The sequence below is a fragment of the Paracoccus ferrooxidans genome, from assembly GCF_029909815.1.
In the GTDB taxonomy this organism is placed as follows: Bacteria; Pseudomonadota; Alphaproteobacteria; order Rhodobacterales; family Rhodobacteraceae; genus Paracoccus; species Paracoccus versutus.
The window spans coordinates 1,186,015-1,204,400 of record NZ_CP038202.1 but is presented as its reverse complement, the minus strand read 5'-3'; the positions used below and the strand labels follow the sequence as shown (position 1 = coordinate 1,204,400).

General features: G+C 70.5%; 15 protein-coding genes. 7 read left to right on the top strand and 8 right to left on the bottom strand.

Translation table 11 applies throughout. From position 1 onward, the window contains the following. Window positions 1-65 precede the first annotated feature (65 nt). Window positions 66-1,385: a C4-dicarboxylate transporter DctA gene (locus E3U26_RS22885; protein WP_036759250.1), complete on the bottom strand. Its 1,320-nt coding sequence runs from the start codon at window positions 1,383-1,385 to the stop codon at window positions 66-68. Between the two features lie 172 nt (window positions 1,386-1,557). Between E3U26_RS22885 and E3U26_RS22880 the strand changes: the two genes are divergently transcribed. The 3 genes from E3U26_RS22880 to E3U26_RS22870 all read left to right on the top strand — a co-directional run bounded on the left by E3U26_RS22880 (window position 1,558) and on the right by E3U26_RS22870 (window position 5,314). Beyond that, window positions 1,558-2,454, top strand: coding sequence for a LysR family transcriptional regulator (locus tag E3U26_RS22880; RefSeq protein WP_052096186.1), 897 nt, complete (start codon window positions 1,558-1,560; stop codon window positions 2,452-2,454). Between the two features lie 51 nt (window positions 2,455-2,505). Beyond that, window positions 2,506-3,066, top strand: a complete 561-nt coding sequence (locus tag E3U26_RS22875) for a DinB family protein (RefSeq protein ID WP_499106741.1) — start codon at window positions 2,506-2,508, stop codon at window positions 3,064-3,066. A gap of 145 nt (window positions 3,067-3,211) precedes the next feature. Further along, complete coding sequence (locus tag E3U26_RS22870; protein WP_499106739.1) at window positions 3,212-5,314, top strand: DEAD/DEAH box helicase; 2,103 nt, start codon at window positions 3,212-3,214, stop codon at window positions 5,312-5,314. Here the strand turns inward: E3U26_RS22870 and E3U26_RS22865 are convergent. The 5 genes from E3U26_RS22865 to E3U26_RS22845 all read right to left on the bottom strand — a co-directional run bounded on the left by E3U26_RS22865 (window position 5,311) and on the right by E3U26_RS22845 (window position 9,445). Then, window positions 5,311-6,549: an Hsp70 family protein gene (locus E3U26_RS22865; RefSeq protein WP_499106737.1), complete on the bottom strand. Its 1,239-nt coding sequence runs from the start codon at window positions 6,547-6,549 to the stop codon at window positions 5,311-5,313. The two genes, E3U26_RS22870 and E3U26_RS22865, sit on opposite strands and share 4 nt — an antisense overlap. 82 nt (window positions 6,550-6,631) lie before the next feature. After that, the gene (locus E3U26_RS22860; RefSeq protein ID WP_072463759.1) at window positions 6,632-7,057 is read right to left on the bottom strand and encodes a GlcG/HbpS family heme-binding protein; all 426 of its coding nucleotides are present in this window, start codon (window positions 7,055-7,057) and stop codon (window positions 6,632-6,634) included. A gap of 29 nt (window positions 7,058-7,086) precedes the next feature. After that, a complete protein-coding gene (locus E3U26_RS22855) occupies window positions 7,087-8,274 on the bottom strand; it encodes an MFS transporter (RefSeq protein ID WP_499107530.1) in 1,188 nt (395 codons plus the stop codon). Between the two features lie 17 nt (window positions 8,275-8,291). Then, entirely contained in the window at window positions 8,292-8,765 is a 474-nt protein-coding gene (locus E3U26_RS22850) for a nucleoside deaminase (RefSeq protein ID WP_072463758.1), read from the bottom strand. Window positions 8,766-8,776: 11 nt separating this feature from the next. Beyond that, complete coding sequence (locus E3U26_RS22845; RefSeq protein ID WP_499106736.1) at window positions 8,777-9,445, bottom strand: ankyrin repeat domain-containing protein; 669 nt, start codon at window positions 9,443-9,445, stop codon at window positions 8,777-8,779. Between the two features lie 293 nt (window positions 9,446-9,738). Here E3U26_RS22845 and E3U26_RS22840 point away from each other — a divergent pair, with 293 nt between their 5' ends. Continuing rightward, complete coding sequence (locus tag E3U26_RS22840) at window positions 9,739-11,127, top strand: L-cystine transporter (protein WP_072463756.1); 1,389 nt, start codon at window positions 9,739-9,741, stop codon at window positions 11,125-11,127. 84 nt (window positions 11,128-11,211) lie between these two features. On the opposite strand, the gene E3U26_RS22835 is transcribed toward E3U26_RS22840, so the two are convergent. Then, window positions 11,212-12,165, bottom strand: a complete 954-nt coding sequence (locus E3U26_RS22835) for a LysR family transcriptional regulator (protein ID WP_036759231.1) — start codon at window positions 12,163-12,165, stop codon at window positions 11,212-11,214. 123 nt (window positions 12,166-12,288) lie between these two features. Between E3U26_RS22835 and araD1 the strand changes: the two genes are divergently transcribed. Genes araD1 through E3U26_RS22820 form a run of 3 tightly spaced genes read left to right on the top strand, consistent with a single transcriptional unit; the run spans window position 12,289 to window position 15,956 of the window. Then, entirely contained in the window at window positions 12,289-13,278 is a 990-nt protein-coding gene (gene araD1, locus E3U26_RS22830; RefSeq protein WP_499107528.1) for an FAA hydrolase family protein, read from the top strand. 9 nt (window positions 13,279-13,287) lie between these two features. Beyond that, window positions 13,288-15,045, top strand: coding sequence for an IlvD/Edd family dehydratase (gene araD, locus E3U26_RS22825; RefSeq protein ID WP_499106735.1), 1,758 nt, complete (start codon window positions 13,288-13,290; stop codon window positions 15,043-15,045). Then, window positions 15,045-15,956, top strand: coding sequence for a Gfo/Idh/MocA family protein (locus E3U26_RS22820; RefSeq protein ID WP_499106734.1), 912 nt, complete (start codon window positions 15,045-15,047; stop codon window positions 15,954-15,956). Before araD ends, E3U26_RS22820 begins: the two co-directional genes overlap by 1 nt. A 252-nt stretch (window positions 15,957-16,208) precedes the next feature. Here E3U26_RS22820 and purL read toward each other — a convergent pair whose 3' ends face one another. After that, the gene (gene purL / locus E3U26_RS22815; protein ID WP_214274519.1) at window positions 16,209-18,380 is read right to left on the bottom strand and encodes a phosphoribosylformylglycinamidine synthase subunit PurL; all 2,172 of its coding nucleotides are present in this window, start codon (window positions 18,378-18,380) and stop codon (window positions 16,209-16,211) included. Window positions 18,381-18,386 lie beyond the last annotated feature (6 nt).

Below are 18,386 nucleotides of genomic sequence, written 5' to 3'. Positions count from 1 at the left end.
CCGTCTTCTCGGGGGCTGGCGGGGCCGGTCGCGCGGGCCCCGTTCAGCCCCGCGAGGCGACTTCGTCAGCCATGCTGGGGCTGCGACATCGGCGCGTCCTCGTCCAGCACGTCCAGCGTCGGCACGTCCTCGCCCTCGAGGATGCGGCGGGCGCGGTCGCGGTCGATGTCCCCCACCCAGGAGGCGACGACCACGGTGGCGACGCAATTGCCCAGGTAGTTCCCCAAGGCGCGGGCGATGCCCATGAACCAGTCGACCGACAGCACCAGCACCAGCCCGATGGCGGGGATGGCCGGGATCGCGGCCAGCGTCGCGGCCAGGATCACGATGGCCGAGCCCGGCACCCCATGCGCGCCCTTGGACGTCACCAGCGCCACGCCCAGGATGGCCAGAAGGTCGGTGGTGGACAGCGGCGTGTTCGTGGCCTGGGCGATGAAGACCGCCGCCAGCGTCAGGTAGATCGAGAAGGCGTCGAGGTTGAAGGAATAGCCCGTCGGCACCACCAGCCCCACGGTCGAGTCCTTGATGCCCAGGTGTTCCAGCTTGCGCATGGTCTGCGGCAGCACGGCGTCGCTGCTGGCGGTGCCGGCGACGATGCCGACCTCGGTGCGCAGGTAGCGCAGCAGCTTGAAGATGCTGAAGCCCGCCAGCCGCAGCACGAAGCCCAGGATCACGAAGACGAAGATGGCGATGGTGACATAGAACAGCCCGACCAGGTAGCCCAGCTGCGCCAGCGAGCCGATGCCGTATTGCCCGACGGTGAAGGCGATGGCGCCGAACACGCCAAGGGGCGCCAGCCGGACGATGAAATACATGATCTTGAAGGTGACGTCCCCGGTCAGCTCGATCATGTGCAAAAGCGGCTTGCCGCGCTCGCCCACCAGCGACAGGGCGCAGCCGAACAGGATCGCGACCAGCAGAACCTGCAGGATGTCGCCCTGGGCGAAGCCGCTGATCATCGTGGTCGGGATCAGCTTCATCAGGAACTCGACGGTGCCGCCGCTGCTGACTTCATGCGCGCGGTCCACATAGGCCGACAACGCCGAGGCGTCGAGCTGGCTCACGTCGATGTTCATGCCGTGGCCGGGGCCGAACAGATAGGCGACCGCGATGCCCAGGGCCAGGGCGATGGTGGTGATGATCTCGAAATAGACGATGGCGCGGACGCCGACCTTGCCGACCTTTTTCAGGTCGCCCGCGCCGGCGATGCCATGCACGACGACGCAGAACACGATGACGGGTATCAGCATCTTGATGAGCTTGATGAACCCGTCTCCCAGCGGTTTCATCTTGGCGGCGAATTCGGGCGCGAAGAAGCCGGCGACGATCCCCAGCACCAGCGCCACGCAAACCTGTCCAAACAAGGACCTGGACCAATTCGGCATGTGTTTTCTGTTCCTCCCTGTGACGGAAGGGGGGCCGCGATGCGCCCGATGCATCTCCTCGCGCATCGGGCGCATGGCCGCGGCCGGTCCCCTCATGCCGAAGAGTGTTGGCCAAGGGCACATCCGTGTCTAATATTGATTTACCGTTAATCCATAGGGTGACGATATGAGAATGCGCCAGCTTCGCTGCTTCGTCGTTCTGGCCGAAGAGCTGAACTTCACCCGCGCCGCCCGGCGGCTGAACATGTCGCAGCCGCCGCTGAGCACGCAAATCCAGACACTTGAGCGCGAGGTCGGCGCCGAACTCATCAGCCGCACCAGCCGCAAGGTGGCGCTGACGCGGGCGGGCGCGCTGTTCCTGCCCAGGGCGCGCAACATGCTGGACCAGTATGAACGCAGCCTGCAGGAGATCCGTGAAATCCAGCAGGGCCAGGACGGATTGCTGGAAATCGGGGCAACCGGCTCGATCCTGCGCGGCGGCCTGGCCGAGTTGCTGGCGCATTTCGCCCGGCTGCACCCGCGAATCACCCTGCGCGTCCACGAACAGACCCCGGCCGCGCAGCTGACCGAGGTGCTGAGCCGGCGCACCGACGTCAGCTTCAACCGCTCGGTGCCGCGCGACGAGGAACTGGCCTATGAATACGGCTGGCGCGAAGAGATGGTGGCGCTGGTGCGCAGCGACCACCGGCTGGCCGGGCGCACCTGCGTCTCGATCGACGACCTGCGCGAGGACCAGCATGTCGTGCTGCGCCCCGACAGTTCCGATTTCGCGGCCTATGTCATGGCCTGCATCGTCGCCTCGGGCTATCGGCCGCGGGTCTCGCAGCAGGTGGTGGACGCGCAGTCGGTCCCCAGCCTGATCGTGGCGGGCTTCGGGGTCAGCATCGTGCCGGCGGGCATCGCCAGGCTGACGGCGGGGCCGCTGACCTTCCTGCCGATCCGGCCCGACCCGCCGGTTTCCGAGGTCTATATCGTCTATCACCACCGCGACCCGGTGCCGGCGCTGCAGCTGTTCCTGGCCGAGATCCGCCGCAGCCTGGGCCACGATCCGGCCGGGCCGGCGCGCTGAGGGCTCGACCCGGCGGGGGCCGCGCGGCATCATCGCGACCGGAGGTGCCCGATGACCGAGATGCTGCGCATGCTGCGCAAGCTGGCGCAGATGAACCGGCTGGCCAATGCCCGGCTGCATCGCGCCTGCGCCGCCCTGCCGCCCGGCGGATACGAGGCGCCGCGCCCGTCCTTCTTCGGCTCGATCCGCGCCACGCTGAACCATGTCCTGCTGGTCGACCGCTTCTATATCGATGCGCTGGCGGGCCGGCCGCTGGACGAGGCCGCGCTGGCCGAGGCGGGGGACTGCCCGGACCTTGCGCGGCTGGCCGAATGGCAGGGGCACGAGGACGACCGCCTGCTGGCGCTGGTCGCGGCGCTGACGCCCGAAGCCCTGGCGGAAATCGTGCCGGTGGATCGCGGCTCGCGCATGCAGCACGACCGCCGCGACGACCTGCTGTCGCATCTGTTCCAGCACCAGACCCATCATCGCGGGCAGGTGCATGGCCTGCTGTCGCAGGCCGGCGTGGTCCCGCCGCAGCTGGACGAATTCATCGTCGGCGACGATGCGGCGGCGCGGGCCGAGGACATGGCGCGGCTCGGCTGGACCGAGGATCAGCTGATGCGGCCCTAGTTTCGCTTTGACTTGCGGGCCGGGACAGGATAGGCGGGCGGCTTGGCTCCGCATTCCGGGCCGGCGGGCCATGGGAGGGCCCGGCCGCAAAGGGGATGGTGCCTTTCACCGGATGCGTTCCCGCATCCCCTTTCTGGCGAAGAAGATGAACGAACATGATATTGCCGCGCCCTTGGCCGCGGCGCTGGCGGCCAAGGGCTATGCCAGCCTGACCTCGGTGCAGGAAGCGGCGCTCGCGCCCGAGGCGCGGGGTCGCGACGTGCTGGTCTCGGCCCAGACCGGTTCGGGCAAGACCGTGGCCTTCGGCCTGGCCATGGCCGGCGACATCCTTGCGGGCGACACGCTGCCGGACGCAGAGCAGCCGCTGGCGCTGGCCATCGCACCCACGCGCGAGCTGGCCTTGCAGGTGGCGCGCGAACTGGGCTGGCTTTACGAACAGGCGGGCGCGCGCATCGCCACCTGCGTCGGCGGCATGGACTATCGCACCGAGCGCCGGGCGCTGGAGCGCGGCGCCCATATCGTCGTCGGCACCCCCGGCCGCTTGCGAGACCATATCGAGCGCGGCTCGCTGGACCTGACCGCCCTGCGCGCCTGCGTGCTGGACGAGGCGGACGAGATGCTGGACCTGGGTTTCCGCGAGGATCTGGAGTTCATCCTGGGCAGCGCGCCCGAGGAACGGCGCACGCTGATGTTCTCGGCCACCGTGCCGCCGGCCATCGAGGCGCTGGCCCGCGACTTCCAGCGCGACGCCCTGCGCATCCAGGCCATGGGCGAGGCGCGCCAGCACGGCGACATCGACTATCGCGCCCTGTCGGTGACGACCCGCGACCGGGAGCATGCCATCTTCAACACCCTGCGCTTCTACGAGGCCAGCCGGGCGATCATCTTCTGCAAGACCCGCGCCAACGTGAACCACCTGCTGGCGCGCATGGGCAATCGCGGCTTCAAGGTGGTGGCGCTGTCGGGCGAGCTGTCCCAGCAGGAACGCAGCCACGCCCTGCAAGCGCTGCGCGACGGCCGGGCGCGGGTCTGCATCGCCACCGACGTGGCGGCGCGCGGCATCGACCTGCCGGGGCTGGAGCTGGTGATTCATGCCGACCTGCCGACCAATCCCGACACGCTGCTGCACCGTTCCGGCCGCACCGGCCGGGCCGGGGCCAAGGGCACCTCGGTGCTGATCGTGCCGGCGGCGGAATACAAGCGGGCGCAGCGCCTGCTCCAGCGCGCCAAGCTGGTCGCGGAATGGGGCAAGGCCCCCTCGGCCGACGAGGTGCAGGCCCGCGACGACGCGCGGATGCTGGACCATCCCGCCCTGGCCGAGGCGCCGGGCGACGAGGCGGGACTGGCCGCCGCGCTGCTCGACCGTTTCGGTGCCGAGCGTGTCGCCTCGGCCTTCGTGCGGCTGTGGCGCGAGGGGCGCCCGGCGCCCGAGGAGCTGTCGGAAAACGTGGCCCCCGCGCCTGCCGCGCCGCGCGAGCGGGGCGAGTTCGGGCCGGCGGTCTGGTTCCTGCTTTCGGTCGGCCATTCCGGCCGGGCCGAGGCCCGCTGGCTTTTGCCCAAGATCTGCGAGGCGGGCGGCATCACCCGCGACGCGATCGGCGCGATCCGGGTCAAGACCGACCAGACCTTCGTGCAGATTGCCGCGCCCGCCGCGCCGAATTTCGGCGAGCGGGTGGAGCTGGAGCCGGGCCTGGCCATGCGCCGGATCGAGGGCGAGCCGGTTTTCGAGACCGGCCCCGTGCGCGACAGGCGGCCCGGCCGGAATGGGTATTTGGACAACGGAGAAACATCCGACGCGCCCCTGCGGGACAGGAAGCCGCATCGCGGCCAGCCCGCGGCGCGCCCCGCGTGGTCGGAAGATGGGCCCAGGTCCGAGCCGAAGCCCAAGCCGGCCCGGCGTCCGGCGCTGCTCGACCCGGAGCAGGTAAAGCCCGCCCCCCGTGCCGTGCCCAACCGCGACGCCGCGCCGGAAGCGGCGGCTGAAGCCCCGCGCAAGGCCCGCTGGAGCGCCGAGAAGAAGCAGGCGCACAAGGCTGCGCCGAAAACCGCTCCGCGTGCGGAGGGGAAATCGGCGGGCTTCAAGACGCATGGCGGCGCGGCGCGCGACGACCGTCCCGCGCGTGGCGACGGCGCCGAGGCGCGTCCCCGGCGCGCCGCCGGCTTCAAGTCGCACAAGCCTGCGGCCGGCGGGTCGGGCAAGGGCGGCGACAGGCCCTTTCGCGCCGGGCCGAAGCCCGGCAAGCGCTAGGCCGCCGTCGCCAGCGCCAGCCCGTCCACCACCGCGGTGAACGCCCCCGCGCGCCGCAGCTGCGCGCCGGGGCAAAGCCGCAGCGCCTCGGCGGCGACGAAGCCCATCATGCTGGAGCCGCCGACCAGGATCACGCTGCCCACCTGTCCGGGCGCGATGCCGGCCAGCCGCAGCGTTTCGGCCGCGGCTTGCGCGAGATCCCCGCGGCAATCCGACAGCGCCGCCTCCAGCGAGGCGGGCGAGATTTCCGGCGCCAGCCCCGGCTCGACGAAGCCCATGGCGATGCGCGCGCCCTCGCCGGCATTGGCGGCGATCTTGCCGCGCTCGACGGCAAAGGCCAGCTCATGGCCCAGTTCCTCGTCCAGCACCGCGACGAGGCGGTCCATCGCCTTGCGGTCCACCGCCATGCGGGCCATCCCGGCGGCCATGCGCCGCGTCTCGGGCACGTAGAGAAAGGGGATCCTGGCCCAGGTCGCCAGGTCGACATAGATCGCATTCGGTACCGGCAGCAGCCCCGGCCCCATGGCGCGGCGCAGCTGCCCGCCGTGGCCCAGGGCCGGCATCGCATGGCAGAGCGAGACCTGCTGGTCGAAATCCGTGCCCCCCAGCCGGATGCCGTGATTGGCAAGGATCTGCACCCCCGCGCCGCTGCTGCGAAAGACCGAGAAATCCGAGGTGCCGCCGCCGATGTCGACGATCAGCCCGATCCCGCCCGCGCGGCCCAGGCCGTGGCTGGCCAGCGCCGCCGCCTCGGGTTCGGGCAGGAAGGCGACCTCGTCGAAGCCGGCCGCCAGGTAGCAGCCGCGCAGGTCCGCCTCGGCCTGGGCGTCGCGGGCGGGGTCGTTCGAATGGAAATGCACCGGCCGGCCGGAAAGCGCGCGGCGAAAGCGCCGGCCCGCCGCCGCCTCGGCCCGCTCGCGCAGGGTGGCGAGGAAGGCGGCGACGATGTCGCAAAGCGTGCGGCGCTTGCCGGCGATCAGCCGCGATTCGTGGAAAAGCGCCGTCCCGAGCACGCTTTTCAGCGCCCGCATGTAGCGGCCCTCGGCGCCCTGGACCAGCGCCTCGGCCGCTGCCGCGCCGATGCGCATGGCGCCGCCCTGCGCCGGGAAGAAGACGGCGGTCGGCAGGGTCTCGGCCCCCGGCTCGATGGCGATGCGCCGGGGCCGGCCGTCGTGCAGGATCGCGGCGGCCGAGTTCGAGGTTCCGAAATCGATGGCAAGCCTGTCGTCCAGCATCCCCGTGCCCCTGTCCGCAAAGCCCGCGCTGCTAGCCTTTTGCGGGGCCGGGCGCAAGTGCAACCGGCCGGAAGGGGTGCGGTCAGGCGCGATGCGCCCGCCAATGGTCGATGCCGGCCTGCGCCACCGCCTGGTCCTGCGCGGGCGTTCCCGAGGATACGCCGATGCCGCCGACGGTCTGGCCGTCGTGATCGACCGGCAGGCCGCCGCCCACCACCATCAGCCGCCCGCCGATGGCCGAGGAGATGCCCCAGGCCGGGGCGCCCGGCTGGCTGGCGGCGCCGTATTCATGCGTGGCCTTGCGCGCGGCGGCGGCGGTGAAGGCCTTGTCGATGGCGATGGTCGCCGACGTGACCTTGCCGCCGTCCATGCGGCAAAAGGCCAAAAGCTGGCCGCTTTCGTCGGTGACGGCGATGCACATGGGCACGCCGATCTCGCGGGCATGGGCCTCGGCGCCGGCGATCAGCAGGCGGGCATCGGCCTGGTCCAGTCGGGTGATGGTCAGCATGGTTTCTCCTCCTCCTTGTCGAAAATCGTTCACTCGGCCGGTGCGCCGCCGCTGCGCTGCGGGCCGGGCCGGTGCAGGGCGCCGCGGTAGCTGGCCGGCGACAGGCGCAGCGCCAGCGCGCAGACCGCAAGCACGGCGGCCAGATGCAGCGCCCAGCCGAGGGTGAAGCTGCCGGTCAGGTCGTGCAGCAGCGCCAGGATCCAGGGCGGGATCGCGGCCAGCAGGAAGCCTCCGCCCTGCATCAGCGCCGCCAGCGCCCCGGCCTGGGCGGGATCGGGCAGGTGATCCAGCGCCACGATCATCATCAGCGAAAAGCAGCCGCCCAGCCCGGCGCCCAGCAGGAAGGCGATGGGATAGGGCGCGGCCTCGGGGCGCAGGACCAGCATGGCGAAGCCGAGCGCCTGCATGGCCAGGCAGATCCCCAGCCAGGGCCGCCGGTCGCTACCGCGGCTGGCCAGGACCGGCGTCGCCAGCGCCGAGACCGCCTGACCCACCGCCAGCACCGCCAGCAGCCCGCCGCTGGCGCCCGCCGACCAGCCCAGATCCTGGAACGCAGGCGCAAGCCAGGCGACGGACGAGGAATAGCCGCCGTTGATCAGCCCGAAACAGGCCATCAGCAGCCAGACCCGCGGCAGGCGCAGCCAGTGCCACAACCCCTGCCGGCTGCCCTGCGGGGCGCGCGCCTCGGGCGGCAGGGCCAGCGCCACCAGCAGCGCGGTCAGCGCGGCGGGCAGCGCCAGCCAGCCAAGCGCCAGCCGCCAGCTGCCCGACCAGGCGGCGATCAGCGGGGCGGCCTGTGCGCCAAAGGCGCCGCCGCCCATCATCATCGCGGCGTAAAGCCCCATGGCCAGGTTGATGCCGCGCGGGAATTCGCGCTTGATGATGGTCGGGAACACTGCCTGAACCACCGCCGCGCCCGCGCCCAGCAGCACGGCCGAGCCCAGCATGTCCAGCGCCGAATGCGCCCCCAGCCGCAGGCTCGAGCCCAGGCCCAGCACCAGCAGCGCCAGCACGGCGGCGCGTTTCGCCCCAAGCCGCGCCTGGATCGCCGGCCCCAGGAAGGCGCCCGCCCCCATCAGCAGGATCGGCAGCAGCGTCAGCGCCGAGAGGCCCTGCATGGTCAGGCCGGTCTCGGCCGAGATCGGCGCCGCCAGCGGGCCGACCCCGGTCAGGAAGGGCCGCAGCGCCAGCCCGACCAGGGCCACCACGGCCAGCATCAGCGGCTGCCGGTTCGTCACGCCTGGTCCTGCCGTGCCTTCCAGCCTGCATATAGGTCGCCCGCGCCCTCGGGCCGCACGGGCAGGTAGCGGATGGCGATGGATTGCTGTTCCAGGGGCCTTGCCATCTCTTCGTAGAGCGCGGCCGTGGACAGGCCATAGGGCGCGCCGTCCTGGTTCGAATAGGCGTAATGCACATCGGCGACGCCCGCCAGCCGCATGGCGGCCAGGCACATCGGGCAGGGCTGGCCGCTGGCGTAGACCGCGCAGCCGGCAAGATCGGGCGAGCCCAATTGCAGCGCGGCGGCGCGCAGCGCCACCAGCTCGGCATGGGCGGTCGGGTCGTGGGTGGCGACGGTTTCGTTGACGCCGGTGGCCAGCACCTCGCCGCCCCGCACCACCACCGCGCCAAAGGGCCGCCCGCCCGCCTGCGCGTTGCGATGCGCCAGCATCACCGCCTGTTCCAGATAGTGCCTCGCCTTGTCGGTCATCGCCTTTCCCCTCATCTTGCGCCGGCGGCAACCAGCCGGGCCGCGATCGCGTCGAAGCCCATGCGGCGGGCATGGGCCAGCGCCGAGACCCCCTCGCCATCGGGCAGGTTCACATCGGCCCCGGCCGCGACCAGCAGGTCGACGACCTGCTGCTGGCGCGGGCCGCCATCGCCCAGGATGATCGCCTCCAGCAGCGCGGTCCAGCCCAGCCGGTTGACGTGATCGACCTCGACCCCGGCCTGGATCAGCCGGCGGACGGTCTCGACATGGCCGCGCTCGGCCGCCGGGATCAGCGCCGTGCCGCCGAAGCGGTTGGTGCTGGCCAGGTCGGCGCCATGGGCCAGCGTCAGCTCCAGGATCTCCAGATGCCCGCGCGCCCCGGCATAAAGATAGGGGCTGTCCTCGATGGCATCCCTGGCGTTCACGTCGGCGCCGGCCTCGACCAGAGCCCGCGCCGCCTCGACCCGGTTGGCATGGGTCGCCAACAGCAAGGGCGTGCGCCCCTTGGCGTCGCGCGGATCCACGGGCACGCCGCGGGCCAGAAGTGCGCGGATGGCCGCGGCATCGCCATCGGCCGCGGCGGTGAACAGGGCGGTCTCCTGCATGGTCTGTGCCTGGACGGGCAAGGGGCTGGCGGCGCCCAGGACGAATGCGAACAGGATCGCCAGAAGCTTGTGCATGGCCTGCCTTGCTGTTGCGATTGGACCCGGCGCCGGCGGCGCGATCCCAAGCGGCCGCAGGGATCGGTTTCGCAAAGGGTATCGCGGCGGCGCAGCGAAAATAATCTAGAATATCCGAATGCTGTTTCAATATTTCGTGGAAATAACCGCCCGAACCGCGGCCAAAGGGCCTTGCGGCGCGCGCCCCGCCTGGCTTTATCGGCCAAGGACCGCAGAGCCGCGCGGCCGATGGTCTATACGCCGGACGTGCATTGTGGCTTGATGGGTCAATCTGAAATTGCCGGAGACGCGCGATGGCATCCGTCCTCATCAACCTTGTGATCTTTGCCGCGCTGATCGTCGTGCTGGTCCGCCTGCAGGGCGGGCAGCTGACGCTGTCGGTGCGGGTCTTCATCGCCCTTGTCCTGGGCACGCTGTTCGGGATCGGGCTGCAACTCGTCCATGGCACCGGCGCGCCGGCGCTGCAAACCACGATCGACTGGATCAACGTGGTGGGCAACGGCTATGTGCAGCTGTTGCAGATGGTGGTGATGCCGCTGGTCTTCGCGGCGATCCTCAGCGCGGTGGCGCGGCTGCACGACGCCTCGGCGCTCGGCCGGATCTCGGTGCTGACCCTGGGCACGCTGCTTGGCACCACCGCGATCGCGGCCTTCGTCGGCGTGGTCATGTCGCTGGCCTTCGGCCTGACCGCCGAGGGCCTGGCCCAGGGCGCGGCCGAGACCGCCCGGCTGACCGCGCTCGAGACCACCTATGCCCCGCGCGTCGCCGACCTGACGGTGCCGCAGCTGCTGTTGTCCTTCATCCCCAGGAACCCCTTTGCCGAGCTGACCGGGGCGAACCCGACCTCGATCATCGCGGTGGTGGTCTTTGCCGCCTTCCTCGGCGTCGCCGCCATCCGCCTGCTGCGCCGCGATCCCGAAAAGGGCCGCAGCCTGCTGAACCTGATCGACATCCTGCAGGCCTGGATCGGCCAGCTGGTGCGGCTGATCATGGTGCTGACCCCCTATGGCGTTATGGCGCTGATGACCAAGATGGCGGCGACCTCGAATGCGGCCGATATCCTGAACCTGGGCAAGTTCGTCGTCGCCTCCTACCTGGGCCTCGCGATCATGTTCGGGGTGCATGCCGTGCTGCTGACGCTGACCGGGGTGAACCCGCTGACCTTCTTTCGCAAGATCGTCCCGGCGCTGACCTTCGCCTTCTCCAGCCGCTCCAGCGCCGCGACCATCCCGCTCAATGTCGAGATCCAGACCCGCCGGCTGGGCGTGCCGCAGACCATCGCGTCCTTCTCGGCCTCCTTCGGGGCGACCATCGGCCAGAACGGCTGCGCCGGGCTCTATCCGGCGATGCTGGCGGTGATGGTGGCGCCGACGGTCGGCATCAACCCGCTGGACCCGGCCTGGATCATGACGCTGCTGGCCATCGTCACGCTGTCCTCGGCCGGGGTCGCGGGCGTGGGCGGCGGCGCCACCATGGCGGCGCTGATCGTGCTGCCGGCCATGGGCCTGCCGGTGACGCTGGTGGCGCTGCTGATCTCGGTCGAGCCGCTGATCGACATGGGGCGCACGGCGCTCAACGTCTCGGGCTCGATGACGGCGGGCACCGTCACCTCGCAGATCCTCGGCCAGACCGACAAGGCCGTCCTGCAAAGCCGGGAAGAGCGCGGCCTGCAAAACGCCTGACGACGCTCCGGCGCCGCCCGCAGGCGCGGCGCCGGGCTTCTTCGTTCCCCAAATACCCATGCGACGGCGCGCGCTGTCGCCGGTTCAGCCGAATGCGTCCCGCACCGGGCTTTTCGACAGCGCCACCAGCTTCTCGCGCAGCCGCAGCGCCAAGGGCGACAGCGGCCGGCGCTTCAGGTCCAGGAGGTAATAGGGCGAGACGCGGATCTCATGCGGCACCTGCAGCATGGCGAAGCCCGCCCCGACCGGCGGCCGGATCAACAGCTCCGCCACCTCCTCGGACATCGGCGCCACCGCGTCGCTTTGCGCCAGATAGGCGATGGTCAGCAGCAGCGAGGGGCTGTTGACGATGTTCTTCGGCTCGGACAGGCCGACATCGGCAAAGGCCGCCAGCGCCGCCTCGCGGATCGGCGCGCCGCGTTGCTGCATGATCCATTCCTGCCCGGCCAGCTCGGTCAGCGTGACCGGGGCGGCGCGGCCCAGCGGGTGGCTCGACCGCACGAGGAAGGCCACCTTCTCGTCCCGCATCGGCAGGATGTTGAAATCCTGGCTGTCGAATTCCGGCAGGATGCGGGCCAGGACGAAATCCATCTCTCCGGCCGCCAGGTGCAGCAGCAACTCGCGCGAGGGCATGACGTCCACGGTGATGTCGGCATCCGGCGCGCCCTGCTTGATCTCGCGGATGGCCGAGACCAGGTAGCTGACCGCCGGCCCCGTCACCGCCCCCACCCGCAGCGCGCCGCCGAAGCCCTCGCGCAGCGCCTGCACCTCCGAGGCCATGCTGAACATCTCGCGCAGGATGACGCGGGCGCGGCGCAGCACGGCGCGGCCGATCTCGGTCGGCTCCATGCCCTTGGGCTGGCGCAGGAACAGCTGCGCGCCGACCTGGTTCTCGATCTCGGCCAGCATGCGCGAGGCGGCAGGCTGGGTCATGCCGACCCGCTCGGCCGCCAGCTGCAGCTGGCCGGTTTCGGCGATCTGCTGGATCAGCCGCAATTGCGCGGGCTTCAGCATCAGGCGGGCAGGGGGTAACGACATGACGATTCCGATATGCAGACTGCAGGCGATGTAATTTTACCATTATGTCGTTTCATGGCTAGATCAAGCGCAACCGCCAGGCTGCGCGGCGCCGCCTGGCCGATCTGCGCGGGGGACCATGCCATGTTTCTGTCGCAATTGCTTTTGCCGGGTGGCGGGCGCGGGGTTGCCTTGCGCGAAGGCGATGCCGCGCATCTGGTTCCGGGCGTGGACAGCACCCGCGCCCTGGCGCAGGCCGCCATCGCTGCCGGCCACGGGCTGGCCGAGGAGGCGGCCGGCCGCGGTCGCGGCGCGCCGGTCGACCTGGCCCAGGCCCTGGCCGAGGGGCGGGTGCTGCCGCCCGTCGACCATCCCGACCCCGCGCATCTGCACCTGACCGGCACCGGGCTGACGCATCTGGGCTCGGCCGCGACGCGGGATGCGATGCATGGCGCGCCCGATGCGGGCGAGCTGACCGACAGCATGAAGATGTTCCGCATGGGGCTCGAGGGCGGCAAGCCGCGTCCGGGCGAGGCGGGGGTGCAGCCCGAATGGTTCTACAAGGGCAACGGCCATGCCGCCGTGGCGCCGGGCGCGCCGCTTGCCTCGCCCGCCTTCGCGCTCGACGCGGGCGAAGAGCCCGAGATCGCCGGGCTCTACCTGATCGGCCCCGACGGCACGCCCTTTCGCCTGGGCTTTGCGCTTGGCAACGAGTTCTCGGACCATGTGACCGAACGGGGCAACTACCTCTGGCTCGCCCATTCCAAGCTGCGCCCGGCCAGCTTCGGCCCCGAGATGCTGCTGGGCGCGCTGCCGCGGCATGTCGAGGGCAGCAGCCGCATCCTGCGCGACGGCGCCACGCTTTGGGAAAGGCCCTTCCTGTCGGGCGAGGCGAACATGAGCCACAGCATCGCCAACCTGGAACACCATCATTTCAAATATGCGCTGTTCCGCCAGCCGGGCGACGTGCATGTGCATTTCTTCGGCACGGCGACGCTGTCCTTTGCCGACGGCGTCCATGCCCGGCCGGGCGACGTGTTCCAGATCGAGGCCCCCGCGCTCGGCCTGCCGCTGCGCAACCCGCTGGTCCAGCTGCCCAACGATGCGGCGCCGGTCGCCGTCGCCACTCTCTAGAGGTCGCCCATGTCGTCCAGCACCCCGTCCTTTACCCCCGCCCCATGGCCGCGCAAGCTGCGCTCGCAGCATTGGTATGGCGGCAATTCGCGCGACACGATCTATCACCGCGGCTGGATGAAGAACCAGGGCTATCCGCATGACCTGTTCGACGGCCGCCCGGTGATCGGCATCCTGAACACCTGGTCGGACCTGACGCCCTGCAACGGCCACCTGCGCGAGCTGGCGGAAAAGGTGAAGGCGGGCGTGTGGGAGGCCGGCGGCTTTCCGGTCGAGGTGCCGGTGTTCTCGGCCAGCGAGAACACCTTCCGCCCGACCGCGATGATGTTTCGCAACCTCGCGGCGCTGGCCATCGAAGAGACGATCCGCGGCCAGCCCATCGACGGGGCGGTGCTGCTGGTGGGCTGCGACAAGACCACGCCCAGCCTGTTGATGGCGGCGGCCTCGACCGACATTCCCTCGATCGTCGTCACCGGCGGGCCGATGCTGAACGGCTGGTTCCGGGGCGAGCGCATCGGCTCGGGGACGCATCTGTGGAAGTTTTCCGAGGCCGTGAAGGCCGGCGAGATGACCCAGGCCGAGTTCCTCGAGGCCGAGGCGAGCATGTCGCGCTCATCCGGGACCTGCAACACCATGGGCACCGCCTCGACCATGGCCAGCATGGCCGAGGCGCTGGGGATGGCGCTGTCGGGCAATGCCGCGATCCCGGCGGTGGATTCGCGCCGCCGCACCATGGCGCAGCTGTCGGGCCGGCGCATCGTGCAGATGGTCAAGGACGACCTGAAGCCCAGCGACATCCTGACCAAGCAGGCCTTCGAGAACGCGATCCGCACCAATGGCGCCATCGGCGGCTCGACCAACGCGGTGGTGCATCTGCTGGCGCTGGCCGGCCGGGTCGGGGTCGATGTGACGCTGGCGGACTGGGACCGGCTGGGGCGCGACGTCAAGACCATCGTGAACCTGATGCCCTCGGGGAAATACCTGATGGAGGAGTTCTTCCATGCCGGCGGGTTGCCGGTGGTCATCAAGCGGCTGGGCGAGGCCGGGCAGCTGCACAAGGACGCGCTGACCGTCAGCGGCGCCACGATCTGGGACGAGGTCAAGGAGGTGGTGAACTGGAACGAGGAGGTGATCCTGCCCGCCGACCGGCCGCTGACCGGCCAGGGCGGCATCGCCGTGCTGCGCGGCAACCTGGCGCCGAACGGGGCGGTGCTGAAGCCCTCGGCCGCCAGCCCGCACCTGATGGTGCATCGCGGCCGGGCGGTCGTCTTCGAGGACATCGACGACTACAAGGCCAGGATCGAGGACGAGGCGCTGGACATCGACGAGACCTGCGTCATGGTGCTGAAGAACTGCGGGCCCAGGGGCTATCCCGGCATGGCCGAGGTCGGCAACATGGGCCTGCCGCCCAAGGTGCTGCGCAAGGGCATCACCGACATGGTGCGGGTGTCCGATGCGCGCATGTCGGGCACCGCCTATGGCACCGTGGTCCTGCACACCTCGCCCGAGGCGGCGGCGGGCGGGCCGCTGGCCGTGGTGCGCGACGGCGACATGATCGCGCTCGACGTGCCGAACCGCCGGCTGCACCTGGACATTCCCGACGCGGAACTGGCGGCGCGGCTGGCCGAATGGCGGCCGCTGCCCGACCAGCCCGCCAGCGGCTATGCCTGGCTGCACCAGCAGCATGTCATGGGCGCGGATACCGGCGCGGACCTGGATTTCCTGCGCGGCTGCCGCGGCAACCCGGTCGGAAAGGACAGCCACTGATGCGGATCGCGCTCGTCGGCATCGGCAAGATCGCGCTGGACCAGCACGTCCCGGCGCTGGCGGCCAGCCCCGACTGGGAGCTGGCAGCGACCGTCAGCCGCCATGGAAGGGTCGAGGGGGTCGAGGGTTTTGCGCGCATCGAGGACATGCTGGAGGCCCGCCCCGATATCGGCGCGGTCAGCCTGTGCCTGCCGCCCGTGCCGCGGTTTCAGGCGGCGCAGGCGGTCTTGCGCGCCGGCCGGCACCTGATGCTGGAAAAGCCCCCCGGCGCGACGCTCTCCGAGGTGCATATCCTGCGCGACCTGGCGCAGGCGCAGGGCGTGACGCTGTATGCCAGCTGGCATTCGCGCATGGCCCATGCGGTGGCGGCGGCCAAGGCGTGGCTGGCCGGCCGCGTGATCCACGAGGGCCGGATCACCTGGCGCGAGGACGTGCGCAAATGGCATCCCGGCCAGGACTGGATCTTTCAGGCCGGCGGCATGGGCGTCTTCGACCCCGGCATCAACGCGCTGTCGATCCTGACCGAGATCCTGCCGATGCCGGTGCATGTCACCGCGGCCGAGCTGGACTTTCCGCAGAACCGCCAGGCCCCCATCGCCGCGCGGCTGAGCCTGTCGCATGGGATCGCGGCCGATTTCGACTTCCGCCAGCAGGGCCCGCAGACCTGGGACATGGAGTTCCAGACCGACGCCGGCCAGCTGGCGCTGCGCTTGGGCGGCAACCTGCTGGAGATCGACGGCCGCCCGACGACGGGCGAGGCCAGCATCATGGGCGAATACCCGGCGCTCTACGCCCGCATGGCGGCGCTGGTGCGCAAGGGCGCCTCCGACGTGGACCTCTCCCCCATGGTCCTGACCGCCGACGCATTCACCCTCGGCAGCCGCCGGATCGTCGAGCCCTTCGTCTTCTAGAAGGCCGCTGAAAAAAGGGTTTTGGCGGGGCCCCGTGGCGGAATTCGTTCTGGATTCGGCGGCGACCGGCCTGAAAACCGGGCATTTTCGGCAGGATTGAGGCGACTTTCCCGGTTCCCGGCCCAAGCTCTCCCATCGCACGCAGCAGCCTGCCAGGGGCCGGCGCCGGCACGACGAAACCGCCGGCTAGCGCTTTCTCTGTTCCCCAAATACTCCCCGCCGGAGGCAGCGGCCAAGGGCCGCTTTCCGGGCTCAGGCGAGTTCCAGGTTGAGGCTTTTCTCGAAGGCGGTGCGATAAAGCTGCGACAGCTCGGCCAGGGCCGCGGCATCGCCGCCAAGGACCACCGTCTCGCCGCCGAAGCTGCCGGCCGTCGCCAGCGGCACGCCGGCCGCCGCGGCCGCCTCGGCCAGCTTGGCCGCGTTCCCGGCGGTGCAGGCGACCAGGTAGCGCGCCTGGTCCTCGCCGAAAAGCTGGGCGATCCCGGCGCTGTCCAGCGTCACGCCCAGGCCTGCCGCCTCGGCCAGTTCGAAGGCCGCCAGCGCCAGCCCGCCATCCGACAGGTCGGCCGCGGCCCGGACCAGCCCGCCATGCGCGCGCAGGAATTCGCCATTGCGGCGCTCGGCGGCCAGGTCCACGGGCGGCGCGTCGCCGGCCTCGATGCCGAAGGCCTCGGCGGCCAGCGCCGACTGGCCCAGGTGGCCCCGCGTCTCGCCGATGACCAGCGCCAGGTCGCCCTCGGCCGGCAGGCCGGCGATCAGCCCGTCCAGGTCGGCGATCAGCCCGACGCCGCCGATGGTGGGCGTGGGCAGGATGCCCTTGCCGTCGGTCTCGTTGTAAAGCGAGACGTTGCCCGAGACGATGGGGAAATCCAGCGCCGCGCAGGCCTCGCCGATGCCCTTGATGGCGCCGACCAGCTGGCCCATGATCTCGGGCTTTTCCGGGTTGCCGAAGTTCAGGTTGTCGGTGGTGGCCAGCGGCAGGGCGCCGCAGGCGGTCAGGTTGCGGTAAGCCTCGGCCACCGCCTGCTTGCCGCCCTCATAGGGGTTCGCCCGGACATAGCGCGGGGTCACGTCGCTGGTGAAGGCCAGCGCCTTCTTCGTGCCATGCACCCGCACCACGCCGGCGCCCAGGCCGGGGCGGCGGATGGTATCGGCGCCGACCTGGGTGTCGTATTGTTCCCAGACCCAGCCCTTGTGGGCGTAGCTGGGGCTGCCGATCAGCGCCTTCAGCGCCGCGATCGGGCCGATGGCGGGCAGGGCGGGCATCTCGGCCGCGGCGGGCGTTTCCACCCAGGGACGGTCGTATTCCGGCGCGCTGGAGGAAAGCTTGGACAGCGGCAGGTCGGCCTTGACCTCGTTGCCGTGGACGATCAGGAAACGGTCCTCGGCGATGGTCTCGCCGACGATGGCGAAGTCCAGGTCCCATTTCTCGAAGATCGCCCGCGCCTCGGCCTCCTTCTCGGGCTTCAGCACCATGAGCATGCGTTCCTGCGACTCGGACAGCATCATCTCATAGGCGGTCATGGCGGTTTCGCGCTGCGGCACGGCGTCCAGCACCAGCTTGATGCCCAGGCCCCCCTTGTCGCCCATCTCGACCGCCGAGCAGGTCAGCCCGGCCGCGCCCATGTCCTGGATCGAGATCACGCTGTCGGTCTGCATCAGCTCCAGGCAGGCTTCCAGCAGGCATTTCTCGGTAAAGGGGTCGCCGACCTGCACGGTCGGGCGCTTTTCCTCGATGGTGTCGTCGAACTCGGCTGAGGCCATGGTGGCACCGCCGACGCCGTCGCGCCCGGTCTTGGCACCCAGGTAGACCACCGGCATGCCCACGCCCGAGGCGGCGGAATAGAAGATCTTGTCGCTGTCGGCCAGGCCCGCGGCAAAGGCGTTCACCAGGCAGTTGCCGTCATAGCTGCGGTGAAAGCGCACCTCGCCGCCCACGTTCGGCACGCCGAAGGCATTGCCATAGGCGCCGATCCCCTCGACCACGCCCTTGACCAGATGCGCGGTCTTGGGATGCTCGGGCCGGCCGAAGGACAGCGCGTCCATGGCGGCGATGGGGCGGGCGCCCATGGTGAAGACGTCGCGCAGGATGCCGCCGACGCCGGTCGCGGCGCCCTGGTGCGGCTCGATATAGCTGGGGTGGTTGTGGCTCTCCATCTTGAAGACCACGGCCTGGCCGTCGCCGATGTCCACGACGCCCGCGTTCTCGCCCGGACCGCAGATCACCTGCGGGCCGGTGGTCGGCAGGGTGCGCAGCCATTTCTTGGACGACTTGTAGGAGCAATGCTCGTTCCACATCGCCGAGAAGATGCCCAGCTCGGTGAAGCTCGGCTCGCGCCCGATGATCTCGAGGATGCGCTGGTATTCGTCGGGCTTGAGCCCGTGCGCGGCGATCAGTTCCTCGGTGATCTGCGGTTCGTTCATGTCCTG

Bases quoted from the DNA above. Each gene is read 5' to 3' on its own strand.
- E3U26_RS22885 (WP_036759250.1), bottom strand. From the start codon at position 1,385: ATGCCGAATTGGTCCAGGTCCTTGTTTGGACAGGTTTGCGTGGCGCTG.
- E3U26_RS22880 (WP_052096186.1), top strand. From the start codon at position 1,558: ATGCGCCAGCTTCGCTGCTTCGTCGTTCTGGCCGAAGAGCTGAACTTC.
- E3U26_RS22875 (WP_499106741.1), top strand. From the start codon at position 2,506: ATGACCGAGATGCTGCGCATGCTGCGCAAGCTGGCGCAGATGAACCGG.
- E3U26_RS22870 (WP_499106739.1), top strand. From the start codon at position 3,212: ATGAACGAACATGATATTGCCGCGCCCTTGGCCGCGGCGCTGGCGGCC.
- E3U26_RS22865 (WP_499106737.1), bottom strand. From the start codon at position 6,549: ATGCTGGACGACAGGCTTGCCATCGATTTCGGAACCTCGAACTCGGCC.
- E3U26_RS22860 (WP_072463759.1), bottom strand. From the start codon at position 7,057: ATGCTGACCATCACCCGACTGGACCAGGCCGATGCCCGCCTGCTGATC.
- E3U26_RS22855 (WP_499107530.1), bottom strand. From the start codon at position 8,274: ATGCTGGCCGTGGTGGCCCTGGTCGGGCTGGCGCTGCGGCCCTTCCTG.
- E3U26_RS22850 (WP_072463758.1), bottom strand. From the start codon at position 8,765: ATGACCGACAAGGCGAGGCACTATCTGGAACAGGCGGTGATGCTGGCG.
- E3U26_RS22845 (WP_499106736.1), bottom strand. From the start codon at position 9,445: ATGCACAAGCTTCTGGCGATCCTGTTCGCATTCGTCCTGGGCGCCGCC.
- E3U26_RS22840 (WP_072463756.1), top strand. From the start codon at position 9,739: ATGGCATCCGTCCTCATCAACCTTGTGATCTTTGCCGCGCTGATCGTC.
- E3U26_RS22835 (WP_036759231.1), bottom strand. From the start codon at position 12,165: ATGTCGTTACCCCCTGCCCGCCTGATGCTGAAGCCCGCGCAATTGCGG.
- araD1 (WP_499107528.1), top strand. From the start codon at position 12,289: ATGTTTCTGTCGCAATTGCTTTTGCCGGGTGGCGGGCGCGGGGTTGCC.
- araD (WP_499106735.1), top strand. From the start codon at position 13,288: ATGTCGTCCAGCACCCCGTCCTTTACCCCCGCCCCATGGCCGCGCAAG.
- E3U26_RS22820 (WP_499106734.1), top strand. From the start codon at position 15,045: ATGCGGATCGCGCTCGTCGGCATCGGCAAGATCGCGCTGGACCAGCAC.
- purL (WP_214274519.1), bottom strand. From the start codon at position 18,380: ATGAACGAACCGCAGATCACCGAGGAACTGATCGCCGCGCACGGGCTC.